Source organism: Nocardioides cavernae (assembly GCF_013410035.1).
Lineage (GTDB): Bacteria > Actinomycetota > Actinomycetes > Propionibacteriales > Nocardioidaceae > Nocardioides > Nocardioides cavernae_A.
The window spans coordinates 295,781-313,685 of sequence record NZ_JACCBW010000004.1; the positions used below are offsets into that span (position 1 = coordinate 295,781).

General features: G+C 74.0%; 17 protein-coding genes. 6 read left to right on the forward strand and 11 right to left on the reverse strand.

The window, feature by feature from the left end; translation table 11 throughout:
* Together F4692_RS18055 and mraZ are read right to left on the reverse strand one after the other, a co-directional pair.
* A complete protein-coding gene (locus F4692_RS18055) occupies window positions 1-159 on the reverse strand; it encodes a hypothetical protein (RefSeq protein WP_179621098.1) in 159 nt (52 codons plus the stop codon).
* A 277-nt stretch (window positions 160-436) separates the two neighbouring features.
* Complete coding sequence (gene mraZ, locus F4692_RS18060) at window positions 437-865, reverse strand: division/cell wall cluster transcriptional repressor MraZ (RefSeq protein WP_129455085.1); 429 nt, start codon at window positions 863-865, stop codon at window positions 437-439.
* A gap of 413 nt (window positions 866-1,278) precedes the next feature.
* Here mraZ and F4692_RS18065 point away from each other — a divergent pair, with 413 nt between their 5' ends.
* From F4692_RS18065 to F4692_RS18075, 3 genes are read left to right on the forward strand one after another with little or no spacing between them, the layout of a single operon-like run.
* Complete coding sequence (locus tag F4692_RS18065) at window positions 1,279-2,208, forward strand: AAA family ATPase (RefSeq protein ID WP_308645369.1); 930 nt, start codon at window positions 1,279-1,281, stop codon at window positions 2,206-2,208.
* A complete protein-coding gene (locus F4692_RS18070) occupies window positions 2,201-3,469 on the forward strand; it encodes a DUF58 domain-containing protein (RefSeq protein WP_179621100.1) in 1,269 nt (422 codons plus the stop codon). Before F4692_RS18065 ends, F4692_RS18070 begins: the two co-directional genes overlap by 8 nt.
* Complete coding sequence (locus tag F4692_RS18075) at window positions 3,466-5,835, forward strand: transglutaminase TgpA family protein (protein ID WP_179621101.1); 2,370 nt, start codon at window positions 3,466-3,468, stop codon at window positions 5,833-5,835. Before F4692_RS18070 ends, F4692_RS18075 begins: the two co-directional genes overlap by 4 nt.
* Before the next feature lie 167 nt (window positions 5,836-6,002).
* Here the strand turns inward: F4692_RS18075 and F4692_RS18080 are convergent, their stop codons facing one another.
* The 7 genes from F4692_RS18080 to F4692_RS18110 form a co-directional block, all read right to left on the reverse strand.
* Window positions 6,003-6,443, reverse strand: a complete 441-nt coding sequence (locus F4692_RS18080) for a DUF3040 domain-containing protein (RefSeq protein ID WP_179621102.1) — start codon at window positions 6,441-6,443, stop codon at window positions 6,003-6,005.
* A 104-nt stretch (window positions 6,444-6,547) separates the two neighbouring features.
* A complete protein-coding gene (gene dinB / locus F4692_RS18085) occupies window positions 6,548-7,729 on the reverse strand; it encodes a DNA polymerase IV (protein WP_308645370.1) in 1,182 nt (393 codons plus the stop codon).
* A 45-nt stretch (window positions 7,730-7,774) separates the two neighbouring features.
* Entirely contained in the window at window positions 7,775-8,530 is a 756-nt protein-coding gene (locus F4692_RS18090; protein ID WP_179621103.1) for a class I SAM-dependent methyltransferase, read from the reverse strand.
* A 43-nt stretch (window positions 8,531-8,573) separates the two neighbouring features.
* Window positions 8,574-12,446, reverse strand: coding sequence for a DNA polymerase III subunit alpha (locus F4692_RS18095; RefSeq protein ID WP_179621104.1), 3,873 nt, complete (start codon window positions 12,444-12,446; stop codon window positions 8,574-8,576).
* A gap of 12 nt (window positions 12,447-12,458) precedes the next feature.
* Window positions 12,459-12,869: an SAV_6107 family HEPN domain-containing protein gene (locus F4692_RS18100; RefSeq protein WP_179621105.1), complete on the reverse strand. Its 411-nt coding sequence runs from the start codon at window positions 12,867-12,869 to the stop codon at window positions 12,459-12,461.
* Between the two features lie 12 nt (window positions 12,870-12,881).
* A complete protein-coding gene (locus F4692_RS18105) occupies window positions 12,882-13,202 on the reverse strand; it encodes a DUF6504 family protein (protein WP_179621106.1) in 321 nt (106 codons plus the stop codon).
* A gap of 176 nt (window positions 13,203-13,378) precedes the next feature.
* Window positions 13,379-13,846: a hypothetical protein gene (locus F4692_RS18110; RefSeq protein ID WP_179621107.1), complete on the reverse strand. Its 468-nt coding sequence runs from the start codon at window positions 13,844-13,846 to the stop codon at window positions 13,379-13,381.
* 48 nt (window positions 13,847-13,894) lie between these two features.
* On the opposite strand from F4692_RS18110, the gene F4692_RS18115 reads away from it, so the two are divergent.
* The 3 genes from F4692_RS18115 to F4692_RS18125 are packed head-to-tail and all read left to right on the forward strand — an operon-like array spanning window position 13,895 to window position 16,322.
* Window positions 13,895-14,368 (forward strand): YbaK/EbsC family protein, encoded by a 474-nt coding sequence (locus F4692_RS18115; RefSeq protein WP_179621108.1) that lies wholly within the window; start codon window positions 13,895-13,897, stop codon window positions 14,366-14,368.
* Between the two features lie 11 nt (window positions 14,369-14,379).
* The gene (locus F4692_RS18120; protein ID WP_179621109.1) at window positions 14,380-14,970 is read left to right on the forward strand and encodes a DUF4126 domain-containing protein; all 591 of its coding nucleotides are present in this window, start codon (window positions 14,380-14,382) and stop codon (window positions 14,968-14,970) included.
* A 29-nt stretch (window positions 14,971-14,999) separates the two neighbouring features.
* A complete protein-coding gene (locus tag F4692_RS18125) occupies window positions 15,000-16,322 on the forward strand; it encodes a phytoene desaturase family protein (protein ID WP_308645371.1) in 1,323 nt (440 codons plus the stop codon).
* Between the two features lie 32 nt (window positions 16,323-16,354).
* Here the strand turns inward: F4692_RS18125 and F4692_RS18130 are convergent, their stop codons facing one another.
* Both F4692_RS18130 and metF read right to left on the reverse strand, forming a co-directional pair.
* Complete coding sequence (locus tag F4692_RS18130) at window positions 16,355-16,969, reverse strand: SIMPL domain-containing protein (protein ID WP_179621110.1); 615 nt, start codon at window positions 16,967-16,969, stop codon at window positions 16,355-16,357.
* 21 nt (window positions 16,970-16,990) lie between these two features.
* Complete coding sequence (metF, locus tag F4692_RS18135; RefSeq protein ID WP_218858724.1) at window positions 16,991-17,881, reverse strand: methylenetetrahydrofolate reductase [NAD(P)H]; 891 nt, start codon at window positions 17,879-17,881, stop codon at window positions 16,991-16,993.
* Between the last annotated feature and the right edge of the window lie 24 nt (window positions 17,882-17,905).

Consider the following 17,905-nt stretch of genomic DNA (forward strand, 5'->3'; position numbering starts at 1 on the left):
TCAGCCCTGGGAGCCCAGGTGCGTCAGCAGCAGCAGCGCGAGGGCCAGGCCGCAGGCAGTGGCAGCGGAGAAGGCGATGAGGGCGGCTGCCTCCCGCGCCTGGTCGCGCACCCGCAGCGGCGGTGCCGCGGTGCGAACCGTTGGCTGGGTGCTGCTCATGGTCTCGACCCCACTGAGTGCTCGTGTGCGTGCTCGTCTGCGTGTGCTGCTGATCGGGAGGGTGGCGGTGCGGCTGACACGCCCCGACGTAGGTGCACGGGGTGAGCCGCCGCACCAGGTCCCTGCCCGCTCCCTGCGATGGGAAAGGCCCTCTGCGGCCGGGGAAGTGCCCCAGATGGCCTCGCGAGGGAGCGGGCTCGAGACCTGGTGATGCGGGTCGCGGTGTCAGCTGTGCTGTTGTCGGGTGGAGCTGGGTGGAGCGGGGTGGTGCGGGTCCTCAGATGCCCGGGAAGACCTCGTCGCTGAGCTCGGAGAACTTCTGCTCCTGCTCCTCGGAGTAGGTCGCCCACGCGGTGGGGTCCCAGATCTCGATCCGGTTCATCGACCCGATGACCACGCACTCCTTGCGGAGCGACGCGTACTCCCGCAGCGGTGCCGGGATGTTGATGCGTCCCTGCTTGTCCGGCACCTCCTGGCTGGCGGCGGCGAACAGCATGCGGACGTAGTCACGGGTGTTCTTCTGCGTGACCGGCGCCTCGCGGAGCCGGTCGGTGAGCTTCCCGAAGTCCTCCAGCGACCAGACGGTGAGGCAGCGCTCCTGCCCCCTGGTCACCACGAGTCCCTCCGTCAGCTCGTCCCTGAACTTGGCCGGGAGGAAGAGGCGGCCCTTCTCGTCGAGCTTGGGCGTGTAGGTGCCGAAGAACATCCGGCACCCCCCTTGCTCGGCGGGAAAGTTCGACCCTGTCCCCCACTTCGCCCCACAGTACGCCACTTTGCTCCACCGTCAACCAGAAACCGGGTGTTTCGAGCGTGAATTTCGTGCCGCCGGGTCCAGCCGGGCCCGGGCCGACCCGGCCCGGTTCCAGGCGCGACACCCGCCCGGTCACGCTCGGAGCACGCTCAGGAGCGGCCGGGTGGGGCGCCGGTGGGGAGGAGTGGCGACCGGAGGTGGAGGGACGTGGGGGAACAGGAGGACGAGGTGGCCCCCGGGGCGTAGGCGGCGGGTATGTTGCGCGCACCACATACGGTGGTCAGCGGCGACGCGACGCACGAGGGGACGGAACGAACGTGACGACTGGGCTTTCCGGGCAGGCGCCCGACCTGGACACCGTGCGACGGGTGACCGGCGCGGTTCGTCAGAACATCGAGCGCGTGATCGCCGGCAAGCCCGACGTCGTCAACGCCGCCCTCGTGGTGCTGCTCGCCGAGGGCCACCTCCTCATCGAGGACGTGCCGGGCGTCGGCAAGACGCAGCTCAGCAAGGCGCTCGCCCGCAGCATCGACTCGTCGGTGCGGCGCATCCAGTTCACCCCGGACCTGCTGCCCTCCGACGTCACCGGCGTGTCGATCTTCAACCAGGACACCCGCGAGTTCGAGTTCCGCCCCGGCGGCGTCTTCGCCAACATCGTCGTCGGCGACGAGATCAACCGCGCCTCCCCCAAGACTCAGTCCGCGCTCCTCGAGTGCATGGAGGAGCGCCAGGTCACCGTCGACAACGCGACCTACCAGCTCGAGAAGCCGTTCATGGTGATCGCCACCCAGAACCCGATCGAGATGGAGGGGACGTACGCCCTCCCGGAGGCGCAGCGCGACCGCTTCATGGCGCGCGTGTCGGTCGGCTACCCGGTCGAGTCCGCGGAGATCGCGATGCTCGAGGGCCACACCGCCCACAACCCGCTCGACGACCTCGAGCCGGTGACCGACGCGGGCGAGATCCGCAAGGTAATCGAGATCGTCGGCCGCGTGCACGTCTCGTCCGCGGTCCACCGCTACGCCGTGGCGCTCACCACCGCCACCCGCACCAGCGGCGACCTCCACCTCGGCGCCTCGCCCCGCGCGACGCTCCACCTGGTGCGGGCCGCGAAGGCGGTGGCCGCGACCCAGGGTCGCGACTACGTCCTGCCCGACGACATCCACGGCATCACCTCGCCGGTGCTCGCGCACCGGCTGCTGCCCAACGTCGAGGCGACGATGAGCGGCCGCACGACCGCCACGATCCTGTCGGGGATCGTGGAGTCGGTCCCCGTCCCCGACGCCCGCCGTGCGTGAGGCACTCGCCGCACTGACCGTCCGCGGGCGGGCGTTCCTCGCTGCCGGCATCACGACGGTCGTCGCCGCGATCGTGGTGGGCCACTCCTCCGTGGTCCGCATCGGCGTCCTGGTGGCCGTCCTCCCGCTGCTGACCGCGTGGTGGGTGGGGCGTTCGCGCTACCGCCTCTCGCTCGTGCGCAGCGTCTCCCCCCAGCTCGTCGTCGCCGGGCAGCCCTCGACGGTCGAGCTGACCGTCTCCAACGACTCGCGCACGCCGACCGGCGTGCTGCTGCTCGAGGAGCGGCTCCCCTACGTGCTCGGCACCCGTCCCCGCTTCGTGCTCGAGGGGCTGGGGCACGGCTGGCGTCGGCACGCGACCTACCAGGTGCGCTCGGAGCTGCGCGGCCAGTTCGACATCGGGCCGATGTCGGTGCGGGTCACCGACCCCTTCGGCCTCGTCGAGCTCGGCCGCACCTTCCACGCCACGACACGGCTGACCGTGACCCCGCGCACCATCCCGCTGCCGAACATCCCGCTCGGCGGCGCGTGGACCGGGTCGGGCGACAACCGCCCGCGGGCGTTCGCCATGGGCAGCGCCGAGGACGTCACCGTCCGGGAGTACCGCCGCGGCGACGACCTGCGCCGCGTGCACTGGCGCAGCTCGGCCCGCGTCGGCGAGCTGATGGTGCGGCGCGAGGAGCAGCCCTGGCAGTCCCGGGCGACCGTGTTCCTCGACAACCGGGGCACCTCGCACCGGGGGCAGGGCGCGGCCAGCTCGCTGGAGGGAGCCGTGTCGGCTGCCGCCTCCGTCGCGATCCACCTCGCCCACCACGGCTACACCGTCCGCCTGGTCACCGCCTCGGGCGACAGCCGCGAGACCGAGTGGCACTCCCACACCGCCGCGGCGAGCACCATCCCGCTGCTCGAGGCGCTCGCCGTCGTCCAGCTCGACCACGCGCCGGCCCCCGACACCCAGTGGCTCGCCGAGCCCGGTCACGGCGGCCTGACGATCGGCGTCTTCGGCGCCCTCACCGAGGGCGACCAGCCCTTCCTGCGACGCCTCCAGCACCACGCGTCGTCGAGCCTCGCGATCGCGCTCGACGTCGACGGCTGGGCACCGCACCTGCCGGTGCAGCCGGGCCCGGGCGCCTCGACCCACCTCACCTCGAGCGGGTGGCGGTCGGTGACCCTCGGGCCCCGCGACCGGCTCGACACCGCCTGGCAGGAGCTCGGCCTCCAGCAGAGCCGCGCGACGGCCTCCGCGGGAGCAGCGCGATGAGGACCGCGTGGAGCACGCTCCCCCACCAGCTGCGGATCGCGGGCATCGCGCTGCTCGCGTCGTGGGCGACCGTCCTGTCGTGGCGCGTGCTCACCGACGGGTTCGCCGAGGTCGCCATCCCGCTGCTGATGATCGGGGTCGTGGTCGCCGGCACGGGCGCCCTGGGACGCTGGAGCCGCCTGCCGCTTCCCGGGATCATCGCCGGCCAGCTCGTGATCGGCGCGCTCCTGGTGCTCGGCACCACCACCGGATCCCCGATCCCCACGCCCGGCAACGTCGACCTCTTCCTCGCGGCCCTGGACGCCGCGCTCGAGACCTCGCGCAACTACGCCGCCCCGATCCAGCTCGGCGTACCTCCCGTGTACCCGCTGCTCCTGCTGGGCGGCGGCCTGGTCGTGCTCGCGGTCGACGTGGTCGCGTGCAGCCTGCGCCGCGCCCCGGTCGCCGGGCTCGTGCTGCTGGCGGCGTACACCCTGCCCGTCGCCGTCACCGGCGACGCGGTGTCGTGGTGGCTCTTCATCGTCGTCGCCGCCCTCTTCCTGACGCTGGTCTTCATCCAGCACAGCGACCACGTCGCGAGCTGGGGTCGCGCGCCCGAGGGCGAGAAGGGCTCGTTCTCGGTGCGCACCGGTGCCATCGGCAACACGGCGCTCGCGCTCGGCACGGCGTCGATCGCGCTCGCCGTCGTCGTCCCCGCGGCGGTGCCGACGATGAGCATGAGCGTCTTCGAGGGCAACGGCCCGGGGACCCGCGAGGTCGAGGTCAAGGACCCGATGGTCGACCTGCGGCGCGACCTGCGGCGCGGTGCGGACGTGCCGCTGCTGTGGGTGACCACGCCCGGCCCCAAGCCGACCTACCTGCGCATCTCGGTCCTGTCCCGCTTCAGCGGCCAGGAGTGGACGCCGGGCGACCGTGAGATCCCGGAGACGCAGGCGGCCACGGGCGCACTGCCCACGCTCGACGGCGTCGGCGTGGACGTGGACCGCCGCGAGTTCAAGTACGACGTGCGCGTCGGCCCCGACTTCGCGTCGGCCTGGCTCCCGATCGCCCCCCAGACCACGCGGATCGCCGCCAGCACCGACTGGCGCTACGACGTCAACACCCGCGACGTGATCTCCGCGCAGGACGACGTGACGACGGCCGGGATGACGTACGACTTCACGGGCGTCCAGCTGGACTACGACGCCGACTCCATGAACTCCGCCGTCTCCGGCGCGGGCTCCGTGGCGGGCATCTTCACCGAGGTGCCGCCCTCGTTGAACAACGAGATCCGCCGCATCGCCGCGGACGTCACGGCAGACGCGCCGACGCGCTTCCAGAAGGCGCAGGTCCTGCAGAAGTGGTTCCGCGAGGACGGCGGCTTCCGCTACGACGTCGACGAGGTGCCGTCGGCAGGCGACGGGAGCGCCGACCTGCTGGCGTTCCTCAACGACCGTGTCGGCTACTGCGAGCAGTTCGCTGCGTCCATGGCGATCATGGCCCGCGTCCTCGGCATCCCGAGCCGGGTCGCCGTCGGCTTCCTCGAGCCCGAGCGCGCCACCAACGGCTCGTGGGAGTTCTCCTCCCACGACCTGCACGCCTGGCCCGAGCTCTACTTCCCCGGCTCCGGCTGGGTGAAGTTCGAGCCCACCCCGCAGACGCGCGGGACCGTCGCCCCCGCCTACAGCGAGACCGAGTTCGAGGCCGTCCCCGAGACGCCGACGCCGAGCGCGAGCCGGTCGACCGAGCTGCTGCCCGAGCGCGGTGAGACCGCGGACGCCGAGGCAAGTGCCGCTGACGAGGAGACCTCCTCGATCCCGTGGGTCCCCGTCCTCGCCGGCCTCCTCGGCCTCGCCGTGGTGGTCCTGCTGCTGCTCACGCCGCGACTCGTGCGCGCTGCGCGGCGGCGCCGGCACCTCGCCGGTGGGATCGAGGACCTCTGGCTGGAGCTCCGCGACACCGCCCGCGACCTGGGGCACGCCTGGCCGGTCGGCCGTTCGCCGCGTCGCGCCGGCGACTGGCTCGCGACGCTCCTCGCCGCCCCGGTCTCCGGCAGCGACCGGCCCGACCGCCCGCGCCGCGGGCGTGACCAGGCGCCGGAGGCGGCCGAGGCGCTCGACAGGCTCGTCCTCGCCCTCGAGCGCAGCAGGTACGCCCGCGACCCCGAGTCCTTCACCGCCGACCGCTTCGTCGGCGACCTCGAGCTCGTCGAGAAGTCGCTCGCCGCCGGCGTCACCCCGCGCGAGGTGCGCCGCGCAGCCTGGTGGCCCGCGTCGGTCGCAGGCGGTCGGCGCCTCCCCCGGCGTACGCGCACCCGTGCCGAGCGGGGGCCCACGTCCACGCCGGACCGCGAGAGCACCCGGACGGTCGACGAGCTGGTCGGCTGACGCTCGTCGGTCCGTCTCGGCGGCCAGTCAGTTGCCACACGCGGCAGGTGTCGGGATCGCGTGGCACGTCGAGCGGCAGCAGACGCACGACTGCCCGGTCCTGCAGGACCGGGCACGTGTGGTGAGCTGGAGCGTCAGCGGGGGATGAACCGAGGATCAGCCGTGGGTCACAGCCCGCGCTCGCGGCGGCGGCGCCACCGCTCCTCCATCCGCTCCATGAACGGAGCGCTGGAGCGCTGGCGGTTCGGGCGGTGGGGCCGACCACCGTCGACGACCCCGAAACCGGTGCGACCGGAGGCCCGCACCTTGGTCGAGGGCTGGTGGCCCGGGCTGCGGGCGGAGGTGACCGCGAGGATCGCGCCGCCCAGCATGACCACGAAGCCGAGGACGCCGACGACCGTCTGGAGGACGGCGCTCAGGTCGAGCAGCACGGCCACGATCAGCAGCCCGATGCCCAGGACGAGGATCGCACCGCCGACGATCATCCGACGACGTGCAGCACGCTGGAACGAGGTCCCGCGCAACGTGGAGGCGAGCTTCGGATCCTCTTCGACGAGGGCGCGCTCCATCTGCTCGAGCAGTCGCAGTTCTTCCTCGGAGAGCTCCACGGTTCCTCCTCACCTTCTGGAGCAAGTCTAGGCACGCTCCTGCCCCTACGGTAGGCGTCCCCAGAAAATTCCACCCCGGCGAGGCCGTCGGACGGCCCCCGGGTTCACACCAGGCTCGCCGGGCGGACCGCCGCGGCACCGAAGCGGCGGGTGGCGCGGTCGACCGCCCGGTCCGCCTCGGCCCACCCGTGCTCGGGCTCGCCGAGCACCAGCTGCCGCTGGACCGAGGAGCGCGGCACCAGCCCCTCGACGCGTACGCCCACCAGCCGCAGGCGGGCCCGCTGCAGGCCCAGCGCGTCGTAGAGCCGCGTGACCGCGCGGTGGATCTCCACCGTCACGTCGGTCGCCTCCGAGAGCGTGCGGGAGCGGGTGATCGTGGTGAAGTCGGCGAAGCGCACCGTCAGGGTGATCGTGCGGCCGGCGACCCCGGCCGAGCGCATCCGGCCGCCCACCCGCGCCGAGAGCCGGAGCAGCTCGCGGACGATGAAGTCGCGGTCGTCGGTGTCGCGCGCGAACGTCTCGTTGGCGCCCATCGACTTGTCCGGCTCGTGCGGGCCGGCGCTGGGGGCGAGATCGCTGCGGTCCGTGCCCCAGGCGAGGTGGTGCAGCTCGCGACCGAGGTGCGCGCCGACCGCGCGCTGCAGGGTGCGCAGCGGGGTGTGGGCGACATCGCCGACCGTCATCAGACCGAAGCGGTGCAGCAGCGCCTGCGTCTTCTCCCCCACGCCGTAGAGCTCGCCCACGTCCAGCGGGTGCAGGAAGGACGTCACCTCGGCGGGCGGCACGACGATGACCCCGTCGGGCTTGGCGCGCCGGCTGGCGAGCTTGGCGACCGAGACCGTTGCGGCGACGCCCACCGAGCAGGTGATGCCCTGCTCGTCGTGGATCGTCGAGCGCAGCCGCTCGGCGATGTCGGGAGGATCGCCGAGGCGCCGGGTGGAGCCGCGGACGTCGAGGAAGGCCTCGTCGAGGGACATCGCCTCGACGATCGGGGTGACCTCGCGGAACGTCTCCATCACCGAGGCGGACACCGCGGTGAACAGCGCGTAGTCGGGCTCGAGCACCACGACCTGCGGGCACATCCGGCGTGCGCGGGTCATCGGCAGCGCGGAGCGCAGGCCGTGGCGGCGGGCGACGTAGTTGGCCGCGAGCACCACGCCGCGGCCGCTGCCACCGACCACCACCGGCTGGTCGACGAGGTCGGGACGTTCGCGCAGCGCGACGGAGGCGTAGAACGCGTCCATGTCGACGTGCAGGATCGGCGTCGAGACGCCACCGCGGCTCACCGGGCACCCGCAGCGGAGTCGGCGCGGCCAGCGGGGTCAGCGTGATCAGCGGGTGGCGATGACGTGCAGCTGCGCGGCGAGGGGGAGGTACTCGGGGCGCGTCGCGACGGCACGCTCGAGCTCGACGAGCGCGGCGGTGGCGCCGGGCTCGAGGTCGAGCAGGCTGCCCGGCACGAGGTCGGCGAAGACGCGCACCGCCTCGACGGTGCCCGGCCGCAGGCCGGCCGCGCCGAGGAGGGCGCACAGCTCGTCGTGGGTGAAGCGGTGGCCGCCGCGACCGGTGGCGCCGGACGCTCCGTCGCCGTCGAGCAGCTCGCGGGCCGCCTGGAAGTGGCCCGCCATGGCGCGGGCCACCACGGCCGCGTGGCGCTGGGCGACGAGCAGGCTGAGGTGGCCGCCCGGGCGCAGCACCCCGGCGATGGCGGCGAGGGACGCCGCCGGGTCGTCGACCATCTCCAGCACGCCGTGGCAGAGCACCAGGTCGGCCTGGTCGACCAGCACCGACAGGTCGGCGAGGTCTCCCTGCTGACCGCTGACGCGGTCGGCGACGCCGCGCTCGCGAGCGCGCCGGTCCAGCGCGGCCAGGGCGTCCGGGCTCGGGTCGATGACCTGCACGGCGTGGCCGAGCTCGGCCAGCGACACGGCGAAGCCTCCGGTGCCGCCGCCGATGTCCACGATGCGCGCCTGCGGGGCCTCGGGCCCGGCACCGTCCAGCACCCGGCGTACGCCGTCCCACACCACGCCGGTGCGGACGGACTGGCGGCGCTCACTGGCAGAGGAGCTCGCGGACGGCTGGGCCATGGGCGCAACCCTAGTGGCTGGGCGTCGGCCGTCCGGGGCCGTGTCACCCCGGGCTCCCGGGGCTGCGGTGCCAGAGGTGCCGGGCGACGTCCTTGGCCGGGTCGCCGGCCGGCTGCACGTCGGCGTAGGGCGACACCCGAAAACCGCTCGTGTGGACCTGCACCCGTCGCCGCGCCGGTGCGTCGGCGCCGGCGGTCGTCGCGGTCGCCGTGGTCGCCATGTTCGCCGTGCTCGTCCCGGGGACCCCGGCCAGCTCGGTGCGGACCACCTCGATGCCCTCCTCGCTCGTGCGGGCCCGGGCCCACCGGGCGTGCAGCGCGGGCAGCTCCCACGCCCCGGTCGCGCGCAACGACACCCCGCGGGGGCCGGTGCGTCGCAGCTCGCCGCGCACGAGGAGCAGCCACGACGAGAAGACCGCCGCCGCGTAGGGGCCCTGCGCGTCCTCGAAGAACGTGGCGTCCACGGGTCCCGTGCCGTCGTCGAGCGTCAGGAACACGACCCGCCGGCCCGACCGGATCGGCGGCGTCTGGGTGGCCACCTTGACCCCGGCCACGAGCAGCTCGGCGCGACTGCGGCGGCGCAGGAGGTCGCGGCTGCGGGTGACGCCGAGCGCGTCGAGGAACGGGTCGTAGGGGGTCACCGCGTGCTGGCTCACGTCGAGCCCGAGGATCTCCAGCTCGGCGCGCATCCGCTCCAGCGTCGTCATCTCGGGCAGACCGGTCGGCCGCTCCCCCGGCTCCCCCGGCTCGTCCCCCAGCCGGAGGGTGAGCTGCACGGAGTCGGCCTCGGCGACGGGCCGCGCCGCGCGTGACTGTGCGGCGGCGCGCGCCCAGACGCCGCCGTCGGCGAGCGCGTGGCGTTCGGTCGCGGCCGAGCCCTCGCGCACGGTGGCGTCGATGCTGTTGCGGGCAGCGGCCTCGGATGCGGCGGTGGAGGCGGCGGGCGTCGACGGGACGTGCGTACGCCGGCTGCCGAGGCCGCGTGCGCGCGACGCCCGGTCGAGCGCCCGCGCGTGGAGGTCGAGCTCGGCGACCTGGAGCAGCAGGTCGCGTCGGGTGACACGCCCGCGGCGGTGGACCGCCTGCTCGCCGGCGCCGATGGCGTACACCCCGTCGAAGCCGCCGGCGAGCACCAGCCGCTCCAGGATCGGACGGGCGACCCGGGCGCGGCGGAAGAAGTCGGAGAGCGACGCGTAGGGGGCACCTGCGCGCGCCTCGACGATGCGGGCCACCTCGGCGCCGCTGATGCCCTTGACGTCGGCGAGGGACAGCCGGATCGCGTGGCCCGCCTCGCCGTGACCACCCGCGACGCCCCGCTCGACCACGTAGGCCGCGGCGCTCGCGTTGACGTCGAGACCGAGCACGCCGATGCCGAGCCGGCGGGCGTCGTCGAGGATCAGGCGCTTGGGGTACATCCCCGGGTCGTGGGTCAGCACGCCGGCCAGGAAGTGCGCCGGCCAGTGCGCCTTCAGCCACGCCGACTGGTAGGTCGGGAGCGCGAACGCCGCCGCGTGGGCCTTGCAGAAGCCGAAGGACGCGAACGCCTCGAGCACCGACCAGACCTGCTCGACGAGCGGGAGGGGGTAGCCCCGCCCGAGCGCGCGCGGGAAGAACCACGCGCGGGTCGCTGCCATGCCGTCGGGCCTGCCGAGCGCACGGCGCCTCTCGTCGCCCTCGGCGTTGGACACCCCGGCGAAGCGCGCGATGATCTCGATGACCTGCTCGTGGAAGACCACCACCCCGCGGGTGCCCTCGAGGATCGGCCGCAGGTCCTCGTGGAGGTAGGTCGCGGACGACCAGCCGTGCTTGACCTCGAGGTAGGGCGTGATCATGTCGCTCTTCACCGGCCCCGGCCGGAAGAGCGAGATGTCGGTGATGATGTCGTCGAAGGTCTCGATGCCGGACTTGCCGACGAGCTCACGCTGGCCGGGTGACTCGATCTGGAAGACGCCCAGGGTCTTCGCCTCGCTGATCATCGTGTAGGTCTCCGGGTCGTCGAAGGGCACCTGCGCCTCGTCGTCGAGGTCGATGCTCACACCGTCGACGCGCGCGACCTCGGCGACGGCGTGGGCCATCGCGGACTGCATGCGGATGCCGAGGACGTCGAGCTTGAGCAGGCCGAGCTCCTCGACGTCGTCCTTGTCGAACTGGCTCATCGGGAAGCCCGCCCACGACGCCTCCACGGGCGTGCGGTCGAGGAGGGTCGCGTCGGAGAGGAGCACGCCGCACGGGTGCACGGCGATGTGGCGGGGCAGGCCGTCGAGCCGCTCGACGAGCCCGAGGAAGCGGTCGAGCCCGCCGTCGCCGAGGCCGCTGGCGCGCAGCTCGGGCAGGTCGCGCAGCGCCATCCGCGCGTCGCGTGCCCGGACGTGCGGGAACGCCTTGGCGATGGCGTCGACCTCGCCCGGCGGCATCCCGAGGGCGGCGCCGACGTCGCGCACCGCGTGCCGGACGCGGTAGGTGTCCATCATCGACACGCACACGCACCGCTCGCCGCCGAAGCGGTCGAGGATCGCGCGGTAGACCTCCTCGCGCCGGGCGGACTCGACGTCGACGTCGATGTCGGGCAGCGAGGTGCGCAGGGGCGAGAGGAACCGCTCCATCAGGAGCCCGTGGCGGACGGGGTCGACACCGGAGACGCCGAGCAGGTAGTTGACCAGGCTCCCGGCGCCGGACCCCCGCGCGGCGCGTCGCACACCCATGTCGGCGATCAGGTCGGTGACGTCGGCGACGGTGAGGAAGTAGGAGGCGTAGCCGAGCTGCCGGATCGCGTCGAGCTCGTCGTCGAGCCGCTTCCAGACGACGGCGGGCGGCCCGTTGCCGTAGCGCCGGCCGATGGCTCCCTCGCAGCGTTGCCGCAGGGCGGTGTCGGCCGAGGGTGCGCCCGGGTGCGACAGCGCGAGCTCGGGGAAGTGCACCTCCCCGATGCCGAGGTCGGCGCGCGGGTCGAGCGCGCACCGGTCGGCGACGGCGCGCGTGCGGGCGAGCAGCCGCCTGGCCTCCTCCCGGCTGTCCCCGAGCCCGGCGAGCCGGCACACCTCCTCGGCGACCTCGTGCATCTGCTTGCCGGACTTGAGGAAGCCCTCGGCGTTGCCGCGCGCGGCGCCCGGTCCGACGGTGCGCAGGCCGGCCGAGCCGAGCGGGACGAGCCGGCGGGCCGCGTCGAGCACGTCGATGGTCGGGGCGTCGAGGCGGTCGGCGTAGCGCACCGCGTTGGTCAGGACGGTGCCCAGCCGAGCCGTGCGGGCGATGCCGGCCATCCGGGCCGCGTGCGGGGACGTGCCCGGACCCCACTGACCCTGTCGTCCGCCGAGGCGGTGGGACACCAGCTCGACGACGAGGTTCTCCCGGGGCACGACCTCGCGCCAGGGGGCGATCGCCGCCAGCCCCAGGTCGTCACGGCGCCGGGTCGCGGCGACCCCCAGCTCGGACGACGGCCCAAGGAGCACGAGCACGTCGCCACCCCCGACGTGGGGCGCCAGGACGTCGAGCGTGGCGACCGGTCGGCCTCGCTCGCCCGACAGGTGGACCGCGGAGACCATCCGGCACAGCGCGGCCCACCCGGCGCGGGCGCTGGCCAGGAACGTCACCCGTGCGTGACCGCCCTCCTGCACCGACAGGTCGCGGACCGCTCCGCCGCGGGCGGGCGTACGGCGGGGGCCGGGCCGTGCCGGCACGCCGGACACCGCGGCGGAGGGGGCGACGGCGAGCTCCACGCCCAGCACCGGACGGATGCCCGCGCGCCTCGCGGCACGGACGAACTTCACCGCGCCGTAGGTGCCGTCCCGGTCGGTCAGGGCGAGCGTGTCCATCTCCTGCTCCGCGGCGCGCTCCACCAGCACGTCCGGGTGTGACGCGCCGTACTGCAGGGAGAAGCCGGAGGCGACGTGGAGGTGGACGAAGGGGTCGGGTGACACCTCGACCCCGGGTCAGGCGACGCTGGCGTGCGGCACGAGCCCGAGCGACTGCTCCACCACGGCGAGGAACCGGTCGGAGTCGCGGACCAGATCGTCGGCCTCCCGCTCGGTGACCGCGCGGGTGGAGCCCGCCTCCGCGGCGGCCCGCTTGGCCGCGCCGGCGGCGAAGAAGGTGGCCCACTCGGACAGCTCGGGTGCCACCTCCGTCAGCAGGACCCAGGCGTTCTTCTGCCGTCGTCCTCGTGGCGCCGGACGTGCGCGGGCGGCGAGTAGCGCTGCGGCCGCGCAGAGCGCCGCCACGTGTGCACAGGCGTAGCGGGTCGGGACGTCACGGGCCGTGATCGCGTCGTGGAGCGAGGTCGCGGAGCGCTCGAGGTAGTGGTGGGCCGTGGCCGGGAGCAGGTGGGGGTTGGGTGCGTGCATCGTCGTCCCTCCTCAGTCCAGGCAGCCGACGAGCTGCCAGCGCCCGTCGGTCCAGTCGAAGGACAGGTCGAACACCCCGTAGGTGTCCAGCTCGCGACCGCGCCCGGCCTCGACGCGCCACAGCTCACGCTCGGCGACGAGGTCGGTGGCGAGCTCGGTGGTCGGGCAGGTGGTCGGGTCGCTCGCCCGGTCCACGCCCTGCCACCACGGACCCGTCTCCACCCAGTGCGCGACCACGGCGCGCACCTTCCACAGCCGGCCCCGCCACAGGAACTGGTCGGGGTCCTCCGCCTCGCCTCGTCGCACCTCGACGGGGTCGTCGTACTGCCTCATCGCGCCTCCTCGCTCGTCCGTCGACCCCGGGGCCGACCCGGGTGGCGGTGGGGGTCGAGGTCACCGCCACCCGGGTCGCATCGAACATCTGTTCGAACACCACGAACGGTACTACCCGGCACCGACAGCGCGTCAAGGCATGTCGGCAGGTGGCCCAGGAGTGGGCGGCCGGAGCCTCAGGCGCGGCGGAGGTAGGCCGTGGTCTCGCGCCGCCAGAGGAAGAACAGGAGCACCAGGCCCTCGACGATGACGAGGGCGGAGAGCACCACGAAGATCGCCGGCAGGTGGTTGTCGAGGCAGATGGCCCCCACCAGCACGCCCACGCCCGCGGTCGCGGTGAGCACGAGCCGGGTCCACCCGTGGCCGCCGAGGAAGAACGAGCCCAGCACCACGGCCAGCGCGGCGAAGCCGACGAACGCCACCACGGACAGCGCGACGAACCCGGGGACGATCTGGTCGTCGCGGAGGGCCGCGATGCCGCCCTCGGCGAGGATCACCTGCGCGCGCTCGTTGCCCCGGGCCCAGCCGATGATGACGTCGTCGCGCAGCAGCCAGATCAGCACCGTGATGACCCCGGAGGTCGCCACGATGAGGCCCAGCACCCGCATGCTGTTGACCACGGATCCGGGCAGGTCGCGCGCCATCTGTTGTCTCCCCTGAGGCTCGTCGTCGTTCGTCGCTAGGCTCGCATCATGTCGAGCGAGCACCCATCCATCACCTCATTTCGAGGCGACCTCTCCCGACGCGGCGGCACCGGGGACGTGGTCATCCTGCCCGACAGCGCCCACACCGCGGCACTCGCCGCCGCGGCGCTGGACTGCGAGGTCGGCGCCATCGCCAACAGCCTGCTGTTCGACGCCGGGGGCGAGCCCGTCCTTATCCTCACCTCGGGCGCCCACCGCGTCGACACGGCGGCGGTCGCGGAGCGCATCGGGGTCGAGCGGCTGCAGCGGGCCGACCCCGACTTCGTACGACGCCACACCGGACAGGTGATCGGCGGCGTCTCCCCCATCGACCACCCCGCCCCGATCCGCACCTGGATCGACCCGTGGCTGCGTCGCCACGAGGTCGTGTGGGCGGCCGCCGGACACCCGGCGGCGGTGTTCTCCACGACCTACGACGAGCTGGTCGCGATGACCGGCGCCGTCGAGGTCCAGGTCGACTGAGGAGCAGCACCGTGGACGCACTCGCACTGACCTTCTCCAGCGGCTGGGCGAGCGGCGTCAACGCCTACCTCGTGGTCCTCGTGCTCGGGATCGCGGACCGGGTCGGCTCGTTCGGCGACATCCCGGACGTGCTGGGTCGCTGGGACGTGCTCGCCGCGGCCGGCTTCCTCTACGCGATGGAGTTCGTCGCCGACAAGATCCCCTACATCGACTCGACCTGGGACGCGATCTCCACGGCCGTCCGACCGACGGCGGGTGCCGTGATCGGCGTGCTGCTCGCCGGGGACGCCTCGACCCTCGACCAGGCGGTCCTCGGCGTCGTCGGCGGCGGCACCGCGCTGCTGAGCCACCTCGCCAAGGCCGGTGGCCGCCTGGCCATCAACTCCTCCCCCGAGCCCGTCACCAACGTGCTGGCGAGCCTGACCGAGGACGCCGCCGTGCTCGGCGTCGTCTGGTTCTCCCTCGAGCACCCGCAGGCCGCCGCCGCGCTCGCCGGCGTGCTCCTGCTCCTCGGCCTGGTCGTCCTGCTCCTCGTCGCCCGTCTCGTGCGTCGCGGGTGGCGCCGCTGGAAGAGGCAGGAGCCGCTGCACCGGGTCGCCTGAGCACGCCGCGGTGCGCCTAGGGTTCCCCCGTGCGCGTGGTGGTGGTCGGCGGGGGCTTCGGCGGGATGGCCGCGGCCGCCCGCCTGGCCAGGCTCGGCCACGAGGTGACCCTCCTCGAGCGGGCCGACCACCTCGGTGGCGCGCTCACCACCGTCGAGCAGGACGGCTTCGCCTGGGACGCCGGCCCGACGACGACGCTCCTGCCGGCCGTCGTCCGCGACCTGTTCCGCAAGTCCGGCCGTCCCCTGGAGCGCGAGCTCGACCTCGTGCCCCTCGACCTGGTCCGGGAGCACCGCTTCGCCGACGGCACCTCGGTGCGGCTGCCGGGCGGTTCACGGGCCGCGCAGCTCGAGGCGTTCGACTCCCTCGCCGCCGGCCTCGGCACGCAGTGGGTGGACCACGTCGCGTCGTACGGAGAGCCGTGGGAGCTGCTGCGCAAGGAGTGGTTCGAACGGCCCTACGACGCCGACGTCGCGCCGCGTGAGCTGGCCGCGCTGCTCGGCCGGCGGGAGTCGCTGCACAAGCGCCTGCGGCGCGGACTCCGCGACGAACGACTGCGCCTCGTGGCGGGCCACCGGCTGGTCATGGACGGGCACGACCTGAGGCAGGTGCCGGTCTTCGCGGGCGTCGACGTCTACCTCGAGCAGCGGTTCGGCACGTGGACGGTGCCGGGAGGGCTCGCCCTGCTCGGCGCCGCGATGGCCGACCGGCTGGCGCTGCGTGGCGTCACCGTGGCGACCGGCACCGAGGCCTCGGACCTCGTGGTGCGCGACGGCCGGGTCGTGGCGGTGCGCACGCCCGAGGCGGAGGTCGACGCCGACCGGGTCGTCGTCGCGATCGACCCCCGGCGCCTGCCGACGCTGGCGCCGTACGTCGCGCGCACCCTGCCCGCCTTCCCGCCCGTCGTGTGCCACGTGGGCCTGCACGGCACTCCCGGCAGCGAGCTCCCCGACCTGCCGCACGAGGTCGTCCTGCACGGCGACCCGCTGCTCGTCGTCCGCACCGGTGGCCGGGCCCCTGAGGGTGGCGCCGCGTGGACCGTGCTCGCGCGCGGCCGGATCTCCGAGGACGTGCTGACGGCCCTGGCGCGCCACCGGATCGACGTCAGGAAGCACGTCGTCACCCGCGTCGACCGGACGCCGCGCGACCTGGTGGAGGCGTGGGGAGGCTCGCCGCACGGGATGCTGTGGCAGGGCCCGCGGAGCGCCGGGACCCGGCTCGGACCGCGTACGCCCGTCGCGGGCGTGCTCACCGCGGGGGCGCACGCGACCACCGGCTCCGGCCTGCCGTTCGCCGGCCTCAGCGCCGCCCTCGTCGCAGACGTGCTCGGGCGGGCCCGGGACCGGAGCTGACCGCCGGCCAGGCATCACCGCCAGGTCGTCGCCTACGAGGTGGAGACCAGCTCCCAGACGACCGTCACCGACGTCGTCACCGACACCTCGCCGGCCTCGATCCCGCCCGCGGAGTCCCGCGCCATGGCGACCTTGGGCATCGGCGACGGGCCGTCGCCCACGTCGCCCTCGACGATCGACTGCACGGCGCCGAGCCCGGCGCCCGCCATCCGGGCGAGCTGCGCGGCCCGGTCACGCGCGTCGTGGAAGGCCGCCTCGCGCGCCTTGTCGCCGGCGCCGTGGTCCTCGGTCACCTCGAGGCCGACGCCCTCGATGGTCAGGCGGTCACCGACCTCGGCGGCGAGCCGGCGCAGCAGCTCGCCGGCGACCGACAGGTCGGGACAGCCGACGGCGTAGCCGTGCCGGGCCTCGAACCCGACCTCACGCCCCTCGTGGTCGCGGGCGGGCCACACCGAGATCCCGGTCGAGGCGACGTGGCGCTCCTCGACGTGGGCCGCCGCGACCCCGGCGATCGTCGACGCGGCCCCGGACATCGCGTCGAAGGCCTCGGCGACGCCGCTGCCGCGCCCGACCGCGGCGAGGCGTACGACGGCGGTGTCCGGGGCGACCCGGCTGGTGCCGGTGCCGGTCACGGTGACGGTGTGCATGGGCCCCAACCTAGACCCGGCTCAGGCGGTGACCCGCAGGTTGGCGAAGATCTCCCGCGTCGCCCGCGAGCGGTTGAGCGTGTAGAAGTGCAGGCCGGGTGCGCCCGCGTCCAGCAGGGCCGCGCAGAGCTCGGTGGCGATCGCGACGCCCTCCGTGCGCAGGGCCTGCGGGTCGTCGGAGAGCGGTGCCAGGCGGGCCACCACCTCCTCCGGCAGCTGGCGTCCGGAGAACTCGACCATGCGCTCCATCGAGCGCAGGCTCAGGATCGGCATGATCCCCGGGATGATCGGGAAGTCGGCGCCGACCGCTGAGGCCCGCTCGACGAGCCCCGCGTAGTCCGAGGCGCGCAGCACCATGTCGGTGACCGCGAACTCCGCGCCCGCGTCCTGCTTGGCCTTGAGCACGCGCGCGTCCTGCTCGAGGTCGGTCGCGTCGACGTGGCCCTCGGGGAACGCCGCGACGCCGATCCGCATGTCGCCGCGTCCGCGGATGAGCGCGACCAGCTCGCTGGCGTAGGTCAACCCGCCGTCCGTGGGGGTCCAGGGCGACCCCGGGCCGTCCGGCGGGTCGCCGCGCAGCGCCATCACGTGGCGTACGCCCGCCTCGTGGAGGTCGTCGAGGATCGCGTCGAGCTCGGTGGTGGTGTGGCCGACGCAGGTGAGGTGGGCGACCGGCACCATGCTGGTCTCGCGGGCGATCCGCTCGGTGATCGCGACGGTGCGGTCCCGGGTGCTGCCCCCGGCGCCGTAGGTGACCGAGACGAAGGTCGGGCCGAAGGGCTCGAGCTCGGAGATGGCCTGCCAGAGCTGCTGCTCGCCGGCCTCGTCCTTGGGAGGGAAGAACTCGAACGAGAAGGACCGGTCGCCGCGTGCCAGCAGCTCGCCCATGCTCAGGTCCCGCGGGTGCGTCATGCGCAACAGCCTACGAGCGACGGC

Excerpts from the sequence above, each read along its gene's own strand:
- F4692_RS18055 (WP_179621098.1), bottom strand. The coding sequence starts at position 159 with ATGAGCAGCACCCAGCCAACGGTTCGCACCGCGGCACCGCCGCTGCGG.
- mraZ (WP_129455085.1), bottom strand. The coding sequence starts at position 865 with ATGTTCTTCGGCACCTACACGCCCAAGCTCGACGAGAAGGGCCGCCTC.
- F4692_RS18075 (WP_179621101.1), top strand. The coding sequence starts at position 3,466 with ATGAGGACCGCGTGGAGCACGCTCCCCCACCAGCTGCGGATCGCGGGC.
- F4692_RS18090 (WP_179621103.1), bottom strand. The coding sequence starts at position 8,530 with ATGGCCCAGCCGTCCGCGAGCTCCTCTGCCAGTGAGCGCCGCCAGTCC.
- F4692_RS18100 (WP_179621105.1), bottom strand. The coding sequence starts at position 12,869 with ATGCACGCACCCAACCCCCACCTGCTCCCGGCCACGGCCCACCACTAC.
- F4692_RS18105 (WP_179621106.1), bottom strand. The coding sequence starts at position 13,202 with ATGAGGCAGTACGACGACCCCGTCGAGGTGCGACGAGGCGAGGCGGAG.
- F4692_RS18110 (WP_179621107.1), bottom strand. The coding sequence starts at position 13,846 with ATGGCGCGCGACCTGCCCGGATCCGTGGTCAACAGCATGCGGGTGCTG.
- F4692_RS18115 (WP_179621108.1), top strand. The coding sequence starts at position 13,895 with ATGTCGAGCGAGCACCCATCCATCACCTCATTTCGAGGCGACCTCTCC.
- F4692_RS18130 (WP_179621110.1), bottom strand. The coding sequence starts at position 16,969 with ATGCACACCGTCACCGTGACCGGCACCGGCACCAGCCGGGTCGCCCCG.
- metF (WP_218858724.1), bottom strand. The coding sequence starts at position 17,881 with ATGACGCACCCGCGGGACCTGAGCATGGGCGAGCTGCTGGCACGCGGC.